Below are 15,060 nucleotides of genomic sequence, written 5' to 3' on the forward strand. Positions count from 1 at the left end.
CATTTACCACTTTTTTATGAAATTCTTTATACTTCCCCTTATTTCTATTGCTCTTGTATGTAGCAATACTTCATATGCCCAAAATGCACCTTGTAAGACCAAAGTAGAAGTTGATGACTTCACTGGAGAAACCAAACTATATTCCCAAGGAGTAGAAGTAATCGTACGCCGTAATATGGTACTCAGCAGTAAGGTACTTTCGTGGTATTTGAGAATATCATTCGAGAAGGAAAGTGATATTTTCTTACGTGTGAGACACGAAACAAATGATGACATTCAGCTATCGTTAGTTACAGGTCTTGATGTAAAGTTTTATGACGGTTCAGTTCTTCGACTTAGTGACCCTATTGATAAGGGAGAAAAAGCAGGAAAGTTTCTAGTTGACAGATGGGAACGAAACTACTCCTCCCTATTCATCTTAACTAAAGACCAGCTTGATATGTTTGCCTCAAAAAAGATTGTGAAATGCCGTGCAGTATTTGCTGCTAACAAGTTAGACCCGACTTTTGAAAAGGAGATTAAAACCAATGTTGCAAGCAAAGTACAAAAAGAGGCAGGATGCTTTTTAGACACCCTATTGACCCACCAATAATCAAGCAATTATCATGAAAAAGAAAATACTTCTTTCGGTATCCCTATTCTCTTTCACCTTTGGTGTCAATGCTCAAACCATCACTGCCAAAGCAGGACTAAATGCTAACACTATGTATCTCCGTTCTTCATATGGCAAGGAACCAACGGACAACCTTTTAGGATTCCATATCGGGGGAGTAATAGATATTCCTGTGTATGAAAAGATTTCAATTGAAGGTGGTTTACTTATATCTCAGAAAGGGGTAAAGGAAAAGTATTCTGAGGAAGAATACAGTCATAGACCACTTTACTTAGATATTCCCATTGTTGGAAAATACACACATCAGTTAGATAACTCTCTTTCCATATATGGCTCCATTGGCACCTACTTCGGTTTTGGTGTCGGGGGTACGACCCAAAGAATTGACACCTATAGTGGTGTAAACTCATACAAACGTCCGATACCTTGGGGAAGCTACAATGGTGCTGATATCAATTTAAAAACAACGGATGCCGGTATCATACTTGGAGGTGGGGTTTCATTTAACTCTTTTCTATTGGGGATTAGCTATAATGTTGGAGTGGCAAATATTTTGACCTATGGCAACGTCACAGGAACCAAATTAGCCAATAGAGTTTTTTCTCTTTCGCTGGGGTACAAACTATTTGAATTTTAATACAAACGTGTTCACGTATAGAAAAACCTGTCTTTATGAAAAAATCACTATTCTTCCTATGCTGTCTGTTCCTGTCCATTACCGTAGTAGCACAATCTCTAAAGGCTGATGTGATTATTACATGAGATAACACAAAAATTGAGGCTATTATTCAGGAAATAAATAACACCACTATTAAGTACAGGCGTTTTTCAAACCAAAAGGGGCCGCTCTTTACTATTGAAAAAACAGAGGTAGTCTCAGTTCTGTATGCCAATGGAGAGGTAGAAGATTTTGAGGATATACATGCTGTGCCGAATCTACAACCAAAACCAAGAAATGATTTTGAGACAAGGATATTAAATGAAAGTGATGAGTATCTTTTGCAGATGTTTCAGCGAAAAAAGAACTATGCAAAAAATGGAACTATTACCGGAATTGTGTTTACCGGATTAGCAGCTGGATGTTTTATTTTAGGAGCAAGTTCAGAAGGGCAGAATCCAAACAGTATTGATGGCTTGAAAAGGGGGTTAGTGTCAGGTGCTATCTTTGGTACATTTGCATCTTTAATCTGGATAAATAAAGGGAAACACAGTTCTCACGCAAAATACATTGAACAGGAATTGTTAAGACGTAAAATTGACCCGAGGGCTTTTTCTTTAAGAATACAGCCAAGCTATGACCCACTATTACATGCTCCAACCCTGACACTTCGCGCTAGATTTTAATTACCAAAGACTTAATAATAAATGTTCTGAGAAGCTGAAATGTTTCAGTATTGAAAAATGAGACTCCTTTTCAGGTAGCCTCATTGTCTAAAATTTTCACTATTTTTTCTATCATTCTTTTATACGGAATTGTCTGTCCAGTCTCCCATGAACAAATGGTAGATCCATCAACTGACAGCAGTTTCCCCATTTTCTTCTGACTTAATCCGCGTGTTAGCCGAAATGCTTTTATCCTACCCCCTAATATCTCCTCTGACACTTCAAAAGGAACATATCCAAGGAAATCTATTATGTGCGGATAAAAATGAACCTGCGGCTTGCTTCTGCCGTTTTCCCACCCGGTGATAGTGTCTTCACTCGTATTAAATAACCGAGCGACATCAGCTTGAAATAAACGCAAGTCCATCCTCTTTTGACGAATATGTTAGCCTATGGTCTTGGGTTCCTCTGGATACCAGTATACATACGGTTTCCGCACTGTTTTCTCGTATCGCAAAAAAGGCAACGCAACAATGTCCATGCGGGTATTATAACCATCCCGACAAAGAATGCAGTTGCGTATCCGGCACCGTTCAGAAATACCTGAACAAGGTTTCAGGACCCTTGCTGGATAGGATTGACTTACATGTAGAAGTTACACCGGTGAGCTTTGACCAGATCTCCAGTTCCCGCAAGAGAGAAACTTCTGAAGAAATACGAGAAAGAGTGGTTAAAGCTCGAAAGATCCAGGAAATAAGATTTCAAGATCATCCGGGGATACATTGTAATGCCCTTATGCCACCAGAGATGGTGAAGGAAATTTGTCAAATTGGCGAACCGGGAAAATTGCTATTAAAAAGAGCCATGGAAAAAATAGGTCTTTCCGCTCGTGCCTATGACCGCATCCTGAAAGTATCCCGCACCATTGCCGACCTGGCAGAATCTGAAGAGATCCGAATTGAGCATTTGGCAGAAGCCATACAGTACCGGAGTTTGGATAGAGAGAATTGGGCGGGTTGAATGAGGGCAACTGAGAGAACTTCAACCCATATCTATTAGGTATTGTTTCCTTATTTTTGAAGTCACCATACTTTTCCTTAGGAAAAAGAAGCCTGCTTCACCCTATGTAATACCCTATTATATTTGCCTTTGGTATCAAAAAAAAGCGGACCGAAGTCCGCCCTTTTATCAGTAACCGTCATTTTGGGGATATGATTTTCCTAAGAGGTTCATTTCAGCTAGTGGAATGGCCCAATTCACCATATGAGGTCTCATACGAGTTCTAGCTTCTGAACGGAATGGGAAAGGATCTTCAGGAGTGTTCGCATGACCTGGGGAGTTTTCTGCGCTTAAATCTCCTCTTTTGCCATATCCTGCGTGATCCACGATATATTCATACAGTTTACCGGTACGCTTCAGCATATACCATCTTCTCCCTTCAAAAGCTAATTCCCTTGCTTGCTCATCTAAGATGTCCTGTAAGGTGATTGTTGTTCGCTCTTTCACTCCAGCACGTTTTCTCACAGCGTTCAATTGAGCCAGAGCTTCTCCGGTATTTCCTAGCATCAAATTCGCCTCAGCCGCAAACAAATAAGTTTCTGCTAGTCGTGCCATCATAATATTCTTTGTTTGCGTATCTACTGTAGGATTACCGTCATCGGGGAAGTATTTTTTACAACCTGCATTCAAACGAATAAAGAAGGCATTTCTATCTGCCGCCAGTGGTGCGAATTCTTTCCAAGTATCGTGCACTATTTTCTCCCCTATCACCTTACCGGCCGGTAGAGTTGCAGGATCATTGTACACATAATCCTGAATATAGTAAGATCCTTTTATGCGGGTATCATTTGGATCCTCATTCAATAGATCGCGCAGATAGTTGTTCATGGTTAACCAACCAAACCCTCTGCCGCCTTGCTCCACCGTATACTTAGACCCGGGCATCAATTCTGCATAGTTAGGCATCAAGTTAAAGTTGATCTTATTGGGACCACCGTTCACCAAGACCTTAAATTGGAGGGCCCAGAGCGTTTCAGAATGATTCAAGTCTCCTTTGAACACTAAACCTGTAGAGGACAAAAGACTATGCGCTCCGGAATTAATAACAGCCTCTGCTTGAAATTTTGCTTCCTTCCAATCTTTTTGCCAAAGGGCTACTTCCGCCCTGAGATGTCTAGCCATGCCCTGTGTGATGCGTCCAGGTTCAGAAGTTTTGTAATCTAACTTTTGGATGGCATCATTCAGATCCGCAATCACTAGAGCGTAGATATCTGCCTCTGATGACTTGTTGGTTATCACCTTAGCCACATTATCCGGACGCGTAGGTTCAGTGGTTATGTAGATATTATTGAATAAACGAAAAAGAGTGAATACGGAGTTTGCTCGGAAGAATTTAGCTTCTCCCAAAACCTTATTCTTCCTCTCCTGACTCATGCCCTGTAGCTTTTCAGCAGATTCAATGATGGCATTTGCCCGGTCCATGATGCGGTAATAAAGTTTCCAATAATCCGAGTGAACGTAGGAGTTTTCCGGTGTTGTACCTTGAATCATTCTTCCGTAGTTAGAAATCTCCCCACCACGCGGGAGGGTCAAATCATCTTTGGCATCAATCACTATAGGATTCGAACCATTATTCGCCATATTCTCCCAAAAAGAGCGCTGTATATTGTACAAACCTACCACTCCTGCTTCAAGTCCGTCAGGAGTATTGTATACAAAGTCAGCTGTAAAGGAAGCAGCCGCCTTTTCGGTTAAAAATTTCTCACAACTGCTCAAACCGAGCAAAAGCACTATATATAGTATCGTATTTTTCATGTTTTCTCAGTATTAAAAGCCCAAATTAAGTCCCACAGTAAAGCCCTTTGCATCAGGAAAATCATTCGGATTATTCTCCGGGCTGTACGATTTATAATCTGTAATGGTTAATAGATTGTTGGCATTGACATACACTTTGGCCGTCTGCATACCTATCCTTCTTAGTGCCAATTTTGGCAAGGTATATCCTAATGATAAAGTTCTCAAACGTACATAGGAAGCATCAGCTAAACCTATGAGTTCTACGTTAGCCGCTTTAGTGGAATAGTTAGGACGAGGGTAAGTATTTGATGGATTTTCCGGTGTCCAATAATCCCTCTTAATACCATTTCTTACTGCTGTGTTATACCCTCCTTCATTGAACTGACCTAAGTAAGGATTATACTTCATCACTCCTTGTACTGTGTATACATCCGCCATGAGCTCCCAGCCCTTGTAATTCAAAGTGGTAGAAATGGAGCCAAACCAATCTGGCGCTGTATTGATGATCACATTGTCATTGATATCAATTATTCCGTCCCCGTTCACGTCTTTCACTCGAACGGCTCCAGCATGAAGAGTAGCGTCTGATTGGAAAGGATTAGCTATAGTACCACCTTTTGAGCCCTGAGGAGAATTCTTAGCCTCCTCGTCCGTTTGGAAGATGCCGTCAAAAAGTTTGGTATAGATCACATTCACCCCATGACCTATAAATCTGTTACTCGAAATATCGTCCTTCGGATTTCCGTTTTCATCCACTATGCCGGACTTTAACAAAGTGTTTCTGTTTCGGGTAAAGGAGGCGGTCATAGACCACTTTAATGGCCCATCTCTCAGGATATGTCCTGTCACTAATGCCTCAATACCTTTGTTTCTTACCTCACCGCCATTTGTAATCATAGATGAAAAGCCGGATGTTCCGCCTAAAGGAATATTGGTTAGTAAGTCGCGAGTATGCATATCATAATACTCCACAGTTCCTGTGATACGGTTTTGCAAGAAGCCAAAATCCAGACCAAGGTTAAAAGTAGTGGTCGTTTCCCAAGTTAAATCAGGATTAGGCAATAATCCACCCGGCAGGTTTCCTCCCTGTAATACTCCCCCGAAAACATAAGAGTTGTTATTCACCAAACCTAAGGTCTGATAGGCTGCCAAAGCCTGATTACCCACTGAACCATAACTTAGGCGCAACTTTAATTCAGAAAGGTTTTTGGCATCCTGTAGGAAATCTTCATTATGGATTTTCCAGGCAAAAGCTGCGGCAGGGAAGAAGCCCCATTTCTTACTTTCAGCGAATACAGAAGCACCGTCTTGACGCGCAGTGAAGGTGAATAGATATTTATCCAACAGGTTATACCTTACCCTTCCTAAGAAACCTACCAAAGCTTTGCGGGCTTCATTTCTTTGAACCTTAAAGTTCAAGGCATTCGTAATACCATCAAATCCTAGTAGGTCATTCGGAAATTGAGTACCCGTGACATAGGTGGAGGTATAGTCTCTTTGATTCACTGATTGTACGAAGGTCATATCCAGTTTATGCTTTTCATTCTCTAATGGAATGTAGTTGATGATGTTTTCGATCAAATATTCCTCCCATGAACCGTTTGTCAATGTAGCAGTACCATTAGTAGCTACACCCTCAGAATGAAGTCGGGTTCTATAGGTTCCATCCTCCACGTGTTTACGGTTATACAAGGTATTTAAACGATACGTCAGATTTTTAAGGATTCTGTAATTACCGGCTAAGTTGAGATTATAGTACGAGGACTTTGTTCTATTATCTGCTTCACGTATGTTCCAAAGCGGGTTAATGGTACTACTACTGGCATTAGCTCCCGCCAGACGATACACCAGATTACCGTCTTGGTCATACGGTCCCATAAAAGGTGAGATAGTAATAAAATCAAGGGAAGTACTTTCTCTTTGTTGCCCATCTGAAGCAAGATTCAAGTTGGCATCAATATCTATTTTCGAATTGATCTTACGATTGAGGTTCAAGCGGAATGCTCCCCTTTTATAGTCGGAATTCGGCAATAGACCGGTTTGAGTGTAATAATTTAGACTGGAGAAGATACGGGTTTGCTCATTTCCTCCACTGATATTGAGGGTATTGCTATTGGTCAAAGCGGTACGCATCATGATCTTTTCCCAGTCGGCAAAATTTCCTGCTTTGTAATTGATATATTCAGCGGCGGCTGCGGAACCACCAAAGTTGACCTCATCCGGGCTATATTCTATCCCTCCTGGGTTATTAGCACGTACGGCTTCTCTACGGTACTGCGCGAACTCCTCCGGACTAAACATTTCAAAGTTCTTAGTCAAGCGTTGAGTAGTATAATAGGTATGAACCCCTACCTGCATTTTTCCCTCCTTACCGCGTTTGGTGGTTACTAGGATCACCCCATTTGCAGCTCTGGCACCATAAATGGCTTGAGAAGATGCATCTTTCAAGATTTCAATTGACGCTATATCATCCGGATTGATATCGTTGATATTATCTATAGGAAAGCCATCCAAAACGATGAGAGGATCATTTCCCCCACTGATGGATTTTTGCCCACGAATCAGGATATTCGAAGTACCACCCGGGCGAGCAGACCCTAGGGTTACTTGTACTCCGGCCGCTTGTCCGCGTATCATCTCAGCAACGTTTGTACTAGGAATGGCTAAGGCCTTATCCATATCCACTTTAGAAAGTGCCCCTGTCAGATCACTACGTTTTTCCGTACCGTAACCCACCACGATGAGCTCTTCTAGGGCTTGATTATCTTCCTCTAACACCACATCATAGATAGACGCATTTCCTACTGGAAGTTCCACCCTTTTATAGCCAATATATGTAAATACCAAAGTATGATCTCCCTCCGGAACTTCAAGCGTATACTGTCCGAGGGCATTGGTCATGGTGCCCCGATTTGTATTCTTCAGAGTGACAGTCACACCTATCAAAGCTTCTCCTTTCCCATCTTTTACTGTACCTGTAATTCTACGATCCACTGCAGCAACTTGCAGTTCCTGCACAGCATCTAATCTTTTCAAGTCTGAAATCTTCCTCTTTTTTAAGAGAATCCTTTGATCAAAAACCTCGTAATCAATACCCATTGGACGAAGTACCTCCGTTAAGACATCATATACGGTTAGGCTTCGCTTTTCTGGTGTATAGGTTTGGTTTAGATTAATCTTTGAACTGTAGACAAACTTCAGACCCGACTGCTCTTCCACCTGCCGAAGCAATTCTTTTAGGGTGGATTCAGCGTTAGCAGTTTGCACCTTTCGAGCCAAATAATTCTGGGCATGCAGGTCATGGGCAAAAGACATGCTTCCGCAGATGATGGCTAAGAGGAATTGATAGAAACTAATTTTCATAAGCTTCAGTACGTAATTGAGGCTCTCTGTTCTTTTTTTCATAAATTGGCATATGTTTTAGTGATAAAGCATGGCCTTCTATCTTAAATTGGCGTTTACGTGGAAGGCCTTAAGTGGGGGGAGAAATCCTCCCCTTTTTTTGTACTAGGGTCAAATCATATTCATATCTAGTTTAGGTTACATCCTTCTCCGTTTAAATAGACTGTGGTTTCACGAATGGTGTAGGAAGCCTCAACCGACTTACAAACCAGTTCGAGCTTTGTAAACATGGGCAAGTTCTCCAAATCTGCACTGACTAGGCAGTTTTCCATGTTAGGGTCATCTATCTTGAATTCAATTCCGTATACGGCCTTGAAGGTCTCAGCTACTTTTTTCAAAGGAGTATTTTCAAACACAAATTTCTTTTCGACGGACTCCTTAGAAGGAAGAGGAACCGGGGTCTCTACCAGCGTTTGGTTAAAGTTTTTGTATAGAAGATGGTACACCGCCTTTTGGTTAGGACTGAGGACTACTTTATTCTGATTTTTCAATCGGGGATTATAGACGGTCACTGCCCCTGTCACTACTCTTACCTCTATTTGATCATGCTTCTGAGCAATCTCAAAACTGGTACCCACTACTTCAGTCACCAACTCTCCGGAAGTGATAATAAAAGGTTTTGATTTGTCTGGTTTAACATCAAAAAATGCGGAACCTTGAAGGCTCACATTTCTATGCGTAAGATTAAAGTCTTTATCATAATTCAGACTAGCATTCTCCTCTAAGTGGACTTCCGTACCATCAGGAAGAACCAGTACGCCTTCTTGACGATAGCTGGGAGAAGACCATAAGAAGTATCCTAAAGCCAGAACTACACTTGCGGCAGCAGCCCATATCCAGCGAAAAACACTACCCTTAGGAGTCATTTCATGACGAATGTTTTTCCACATTCGTTTTTCTATAGCCTTTTTTTCCTCAGCAGGAAGAGATAAGGCATCCGTTGATTGCTTAGAATACCAGGCTTGAATTTGCTCCTCTTCTTCAGGTGTACAACTTCCCTCCAGGTATTTTTTTAGCGTGTCATTCCATTCTTTTTGTGTCATGGTCTTAATTATTGTGCTGGTACATGCTCAAGTTCTCTTTCAAAAACTTAAGAGAGCGCGTAATGTGGTACTCCACGGTTTTATCGCTGAGATGCAATTCCTCAGCAATTTGCTTGACGGATTGATTATCAAACCTACTTCTACGGAATACTTCCGCACTTTTCTCCGGTAGGCGGGCCAGCGCATCTTCAACAGCCTTGGAAAGTTCATTGTATGCCAAATGTTGGAATGGGACGGTACCCTGCACTACTTCCTGAAGAATAATGTACTCTTGGTATTTGCGATAGCTTATTTGGGATTTAATAAAATCATAGATCTGATTCTTGATGGAAACGGTGAGATAGATGTCCAATTTCTGGATCTTCACTTCCTCTCTTCTTCTCCATAGGCTCAGAAACACATTTTGAACCAATTCTTCACATTCTTCTTTCACCCCTAAGTGATGAAAGGCTATACTGTAAAGCTTTAACCAGTAGCGCTTATAGATCTCCTCAAATGCGCGACTGTCGCCGGCATTCAGCATGGACACTAATTGTATGTCTGCGTATTCTTTCATGAAACCCCCTTGGTTATACATATAGTAGAACTTCCCCCGAAAACCCCTAAACCAAAACTAGAAAAAATTAAAAAAAATAATCTCATTGTACCAAAATTGAAACATAAGATCATACTAAATGAGATAGTTGAACATTAAAAAAGCCGAGCCTTAAGGCCCGGCTTCCTATAGGATGGTTAGTCTTTACTTGATCAACTTCAAAGCTAACTCCGGCTCATCCGTGGTCAGGAAATCTATTCCTGCATCTAAAAAGTACTTCATTTGATCCTCTTTATTTACGGTCCAAACGTTTGTACTCAAACCCAAAGATTTCGCTTGCTTTATCCAATCCGGATTCTTTTGCAATACCCCAAGATTATAATCTAATCCCGGAACCCCAGCTGCCTTTAAGGTAGAAGGATCTTTATCTCCGGATAAGTATTGTACATGCGCCTTTTTATCTATGGTCAATAATCTTTCTACAGCCGGATAGGAGAAGCTGATGAATATGGTTCGGTTCAAAGCTTTGTACTTCTTAGCCATTTTATAAACCTTCTCCGCTGATTCTGCAGATTTCGCAGCTCCTGAAGGAGCACTTTTAATTTCAGCAAAGAGAATGGTTTTCTTAAATTTTTTCGACATCTTAAAAAAATCTTCGAGAAGTGGAAGATTTTCTCCGTTCTTCAATTTGGTTTGATTGAGTTCTTCATATGTATGATCCTCAATGCGTTTACCTAAATAATCCGCATCGTGGTTAACTACTAATATGCCGTCCTTAGTCATATTAATATCAAATTCTGTCCCTCCGCATCCCAGTTCGAAGGAATGTTTTAATGATTCCAATGAATTTTGTGGAGCTCCAGTATTTTTCCATGCCCCTCTATGGGCTACTACCTTGTTTTGCCCAAAGGCTACACTACTCATAAATAAGATTGAAAGAAGTACTTTATACATGATTGAGGTATTTAAAAACCTAAATATACAGGGGAATGAAATAGGCTGCACCTATTGGAGATGAATTAAATATTAACAGTTGCCTGAACCTAATGGATTTAAGAATTTACCTTTGAATAAATGTGTGAAGCAAACTGTAATAGATCAACGAATTTTACTATTTTTGCTCACGATCACATTATCCATTAAGAAAATGAAATTTATCGTTTCAAGTACGGAACTCTTAAAAAACCTTTCATATATAAGCGGAGTGATAGCCCCAAACCCTATCGTTCCCATCCTAGAAAACTTTTTGTTTGAACTTGATCAGAATAAATTGGTGGTCACTGCTTCTGATATGCAAACCGTCATGGTGGCTGAATTAGACGTTAATTCATCAGATGTAGCCTCTATAGCTATTCCTGCTCGTCTATTAATGGACACCTTGAAAAGCTTACCGGAGCAACCTATCACGGTTAACTTAAATACGGATACCTTCGGAGTGGAAATTGTAACTTCTACTGGTAGATTTAAGATTACGGGAGAGAATCCATTGGATTTCCCAAGACCTCCTCAAGTGAACAAGAATTTCAATATTGAATTAAATTCTGACGTATTAGCGGCAGCTATAAATAATACCATTTTCGCCACAAGTACTGACGACTTACGTCCGGCTATGACTGGGGTATTCATGGATATCCAGTCTGACCATACTACATTTGTGGCTACTGATGGGCATCGTTTGATTCGATACAGAAGAAACGATATCCAATCTTCTACAGATAACCGTTTAATTCTACCTAGAAAGGCCTTGAACTTGTTGAAAAGCTCATTGCCATCTGATGTAGTTCCTGTGGTTACTGAATTTAGTAGCTCTAATGCCTTCTTTAGCTTTGGCAATATCAAATTGATCTGTAGATTGATTGATGAGCGCTACCCGGATTATGATAATGTGATTCCAAAAGCTAACCCTTACAAGTTGATCGTAGAAAGATCTACTTTTTTAGCTACGCTAAAACGTATCTCTATCTTCTCTAACAAGACAACTCACCAAATTCGCTTGAAAATGGAGCCAAATGAGTTGACCATCTCTGCTGAAGATTTAGATTATTCAAACGAAGCGGTAGAAAAGATTGCTTGTGAATTCGATGGGGAACTGCTTGAAATAGGATTCAATGCTAAATTCCTTTCGGAAATGCTAAGTAACCTATCCTCTTCTACCGTTATGATGGAATTATCTCAGCCTAACCGTGCCGGATTGATCGTTCCAACTTCCAAACAGGATAATGAAGATATTCTCATGCTGGTAATGCCGGTGATGTTGAATTCGTATAATTAATATTCCTCAAGCCGTGGCATTCCGTCACGGCTTGTACTTTTTTACCCAGTTCTTACACCAGAACGTCCCCCCCTTTCATATTCATCTCATTTTTCAGTATTTTCATATCCCATGAGAATGCTGATCCTGATATTACTCATCTTTACTTCGTGTAAATCTATCTCTCCCCCTTCTGAGATAAGCAGTGCATTAGTTACTCCTAATCCCAGTAGAGAGGCTCAGGCCTTAATTAGATTCCTACGGGAGCAATATGGCAAAAAAGTAATCTCCGGGGTTATGACACTCAACAGTTTTGATGAATTTGATAGAGTGAAGAAGATAAGTGGAAAAGCGCCGGCCATACTTGGTATGGATTTCATGCATCACGGTAGAGGCTATACCCAATGGTTCAATGAGGACCAAATCCTTCTAGATGCTGAAAAACATAAGGAGCAAAATGGAATTACCACGTTCATGTGGCATTGGAGAGATCCCTCCAGAAAGACGGAATCCTTCTATACTTCAGAAACCAATTTTGACCTATCCTTACTCCAAAACCCACAATCAGAGGAGTATGAATCTATCATCAAGGATATAGACTATATAGCATCATTTTTAAAGAGAATACCGCATATTCCTATACTGTGGCGCCCACTTCATGAGGCTTCCGGTACCTGGTTTTGGTGGGGTGCCAAAGGTCCCCAAGCATATAAAGTACTTTATCGATTGATGTTTGAACGCCTAGTTCATCATCACCAAATCAATAACCTGATCTGGGTTTGGACGGCAGAAAAGAATGACATTCTTTGGTACCCGGGAGATGATGTGGTGGATATCATTGGCACAGATATCTATAATGGAAGTATGGACGAGGCCTTTGTCAGCTTACAATCCAGGTATCCGGATAAAATCATCTCCCTTTCAGAATGTGGCACCCTGCCAGACTTAAATAAGAGCAAATGGTCATGGTTCATGTGCTGGTATGGAGATTTTGTACTAAATAATTCAGCTCTTTGGACCTCAATCCTGCATCACCCTGAGGTCATCACCTTAGATAAAATGCCTAAACTATGAAAAAATCATTCCTTTTTCTTTGCCTCCTCACCACATTTTCAGCATTCGCTCAGCCTTCCCGACTCCTAGCGGGCAAAGGAAATGTATACTTAGAAAATGGAAAACCAGCCCAACTCCGAGGAATAAGTTTCTCGTGGAGCATTTGGGGAGGTGCTAAATACTATAATCCAAATGTTGTAGATCATTTGATTGATGACTTTAAAGCTAAAGTGCTTAGGGTTTCTATGGCTGTAGAGCCGGATCAAGGCTATCTTAAAGATCCAGAATTACAATGGACACGTATCATCCCCGTGGTGGAAAGATGTCTGGAAAGAGGAGTATATGTTATAATGGACTGGCACGATCATCATGCCGACAAGAATGTGGAAACTGCTAAGGAATTCTTCGAGAAGTTCTCAAAAAGGTACTCCCACTCGCCCTTCATCGTCTATGAAATATGGAATGAACCGGAAAGGATTGATTGGTCAATTATAAAGAAATACGCAGAAGAAGTCATTCCCGTAATCCGAAAGAATGACCCTTATAATCTGATCGTAGTAGGTTCTTCCACCTGGGATCAGGACATAGATATAGTAGCTAAGGACCCATTACTTGGATTTCACAATATCGCATATTCTTTCCATTTTTATGCCTCAGAACCACATCACCAGGAGCCCCTAAGAAAACGGGCCACAGAGGCTATAGAAAGCGGGCTGCCGGTATTCGTTACAGAATGGGGAGTAGGTGAAGCAAATGGTGACGGAGCCTTTGATCTAGAAAAGAACAAAGCCTGGATGGACTGGATGGAGAAGTATCAGTTGAGCTGGGCCAACTGGAACGTAACGGATAAAAAAGAAACCACTGCCCTATTACTTCCAGGCGCCCCTGCTAATGGCAAATGGAGGAACAAACATCTCAGCCCTTCCGGGAAATATATAAGAGAAGTTTTAAGGAAGCATGCAAAGTAAAAGCTCCCCTTTTCAGGAGAGCTTCACATTAGAATTTAACTGCGATTCCTGCGGTATATCCCAGGAATGGCTTATCCGTGTTTGAAAAAACACGTCTATCCGGGAATTTTGTGCTTAACTCGATATCTTCAAAGCAATAGTTGATTGAAGGACCACCAAATACTTCAACTCTGTTCGCTAAAGTGATAGAAGGCAATACCTTAAAAGAAGACTTTTGGAAATAATCATCATCAAACTTACTGATCATTAAGTGGGTTGCTTCCGCCTTTAATCTGAAGTTACCTTTTCTCCAAAGTACTGCACCAAGACCTGCTTCAGCTGCATAATAATCATTGAAGGTATAACCTACCCCTACAATTCCATACAATACTCTACCTCCTGATCGGAATCCTAGGATTAGGGTACCGGTTTCATCATAACTTACTCCGAGAGACTTCTCCCCATTCTTTACGATGTTGATGATTCCGATAGGATAATCACTGCTATCTGCAACATTCATGAAACCTGAGATCTGAACGCCTTTCACTTTGCCGCCCACATTCAGGAATCCGGCGATTTGAGTATTAGCTGATGAAGCAGTGTTCAGGAAGCCAGCTATCTGAACAGCATCTGAATTTTGAGTCACATTGGTAAATCCGGCTACCTGTACCTTTGAACTTTCAGATAAATTATTGAATCCAGAAATCTGCACACCGCCCTTTTTAGCGTAAGAACTAAATCCTGCTATTTGAGCACCTTTGATTTCCTGTCCAACATGGCTATGTACTCCTGCTATATGTAAACCTCCTGCATTCTCACGAATGATGCCTGCTACAGAGGATAAACTAAAATATTTTTCACATTTAGATACACCGGCAATCACATTGAAAGAGGCTCCGTTAGTGTAGGTATGCGCTAAAGAGCCATTAGTGCTTAATGGAGGGAAAAAACCAAATTGGAAAGCCTTTTCTTGTGCCGAAACCGTGGTAGTAAATAATGTAAGAAGGATAACTTTGAAATAGTTTTTCATTTTTTTATGTGTTTAAATCGTATTCCCAATTTTGGGGGTTTGATTTAAAGACAACTCATCTCCTTCT

At 40.9% G+C, this 15,060-nt stretch carries 13 protein-coding genes and 1 pseudogene; 7 read left to right on the forward strand and 7 right to left on the reverse strand.

Annotated elements, in window-relative coordinates:
• Window positions 1-16: 16 nt before the first annotated feature.
• The 3 genes from LBYS_RS11160 to LBYS_RS11170 all read left to right on the forward strand — a co-directional run bounded on the left by LBYS_RS11160 (window position 17) and on the right by LBYS_RS11170 (window position 1,957).
• Entirely contained in the window at window positions 17-592 is a 576-nt protein-coding gene (locus LBYS_RS11160; RefSeq protein ID WP_148225813.1) for a hypothetical protein, read from the forward strand.
• Window positions 593-605: 13 nt separating this feature from the next.
• Complete coding sequence (locus tag LBYS_RS11165) at window positions 606-1,250, forward strand: porin family protein (RefSeq protein WP_013408963.1); 645 nt, start codon at window positions 606-608, stop codon at window positions 1,248-1,250.
• A gap of 290 nt (window positions 1,251-1,540) precedes the next feature.
• Window positions 1,541-1,957, forward strand: a complete 417-nt coding sequence (locus LBYS_RS11170; protein ID WP_148225814.1) for a hypothetical protein — start codon at window positions 1,541-1,543, stop codon at window positions 1,955-1,957.
• A 70-nt stretch (window positions 1,958-2,027) separates the two neighbouring features.
• Here LBYS_RS11170 and LBYS_RS19965 read toward each other — a convergent pair whose 3' ends face one another.
• Entirely contained in the window at window positions 2,028-2,363 is a 336-nt protein-coding gene (locus tag LBYS_RS19965; RefSeq protein ID WP_013408964.1) for a helix-turn-helix domain-containing protein, read from the reverse strand.
• 107 nt (window positions 2,364-2,470) lie between these two features.
• On the opposite strand from LBYS_RS19965, the pseudogene LBYS_RS18805 reads away from it, so the two are divergent.
• Window positions 2,471-2,956, forward strand: a pseudogene (locus LBYS_RS18805) (magnesium chelatase subunit ChlI family protein); the annotation flags it as partial.
• Window positions 2,957-3,124: 168 nt separating this feature from the next.
• Here LBYS_RS18805 and LBYS_RS11185 read toward each other — a convergent pair.
• The 5 genes from LBYS_RS11185 to LBYS_RS11205 all read right to left on the reverse strand — a co-directional run bounded on the left by LBYS_RS11185 (window position 3,125) and on the right by LBYS_RS11205 (window position 10,666).
• On the reverse strand, window positions 3,125-4,750 hold the full coding sequence (locus LBYS_RS11185) for a RagB/SusD family nutrient uptake outer membrane protein (RefSeq protein WP_013408965.1): 1,626 nt from the start codon (window positions 4,748-4,750) through the stop codon (window positions 3,125-3,127).
• A 12-nt stretch (window positions 4,751-4,762) separates the two neighbouring features.
• Window positions 4,763-8,137, reverse strand: coding sequence for a SusC/RagA family TonB-linked outer membrane protein (locus tag LBYS_RS11190; RefSeq protein WP_013408966.1), 3,375 nt, complete (start codon window positions 8,135-8,137; stop codon window positions 4,763-4,765).
• 125 nt (window positions 8,138-8,262) lie between these two features.
• Window positions 8,263-9,177 carry a FecR family protein gene (locus LBYS_RS11195; protein ID WP_013408967.1) on the reverse strand — a complete coding sequence of 305 codons (915 nt, stop codon included), beginning with the start codon at window positions 9,175-9,177 and terminating at the stop codon, window positions 8,263-8,265.
• A gap of 4 nt (window positions 9,178-9,181) precedes the next feature.
• Window positions 9,182-9,733, reverse strand: a complete 552-nt coding sequence (locus LBYS_RS11200; RefSeq protein ID WP_013408968.1) for an RNA polymerase sigma-70 factor — start codon at window positions 9,731-9,733, stop codon at window positions 9,182-9,184.
• Between the two features lie 183 nt (window positions 9,734-9,916).
• Window positions 9,917-10,666 (reverse strand): glycerophosphodiester phosphodiesterase, encoded by a 750-nt coding sequence (locus tag LBYS_RS11205; protein WP_013408969.1) that lies wholly within the window; start codon window positions 10,664-10,666, stop codon window positions 9,917-9,919.
• A 193-nt stretch (window positions 10,667-10,859) separates the two neighbouring features.
• Here LBYS_RS11205 and dnaN point away from each other — a divergent pair, with 193 nt between their 5' ends.
• From dnaN to LBYS_RS11220, 3 genes are all read left to right on the forward strand, one after another.
• On the forward strand, window positions 10,860-11,984 hold the full coding sequence (gene dnaN, locus LBYS_RS11210; protein ID WP_013408970.1) for a DNA polymerase III subunit beta: 1,125 nt from the start codon (window positions 10,860-10,862) through the stop codon (window positions 11,982-11,984).
• 111 nt (window positions 11,985-12,095) lie between these two features.
• A complete protein-coding gene (locus LBYS_RS11215; protein WP_083794580.1) occupies window positions 12,096-13,037 on the forward strand; it encodes a glycosyl hydrolase in 942 nt (313 codons plus the stop codon).
• Window positions 13,034-13,984, forward strand: coding sequence for a glycoside hydrolase family 5 protein (locus tag LBYS_RS11220; protein ID WP_013408972.1), 951 nt, complete (start codon window positions 13,034-13,036; stop codon window positions 13,982-13,984). Before LBYS_RS11215 ends, LBYS_RS11220 begins: the two co-directional genes overlap by 4 nt.
• Window positions 13,985-14,012: 28 nt before the next feature.
• On the opposite strand, the gene LBYS_RS11225 is transcribed toward LBYS_RS11220, so the two are convergent.
• Window positions 14,013-14,993 carry a hypothetical protein gene (locus LBYS_RS11225; protein ID WP_013408973.1) on the reverse strand — a complete coding sequence of 327 codons (981 nt, stop codon included), beginning with the start codon at window positions 14,991-14,993 and terminating at the stop codon, window positions 14,013-14,015.
• Window positions 14,994-15,060 lie beyond the last annotated feature (67 nt).

This window comes from Leadbetterella byssophila DSM 17132 (genome assembly GCF_000166395.1).
Classification (GTDB): domain Bacteria; phylum Bacteroidota; class Bacteroidia; order Cytophagales; family Spirosomataceae; genus Leadbetterella; species Leadbetterella byssophila.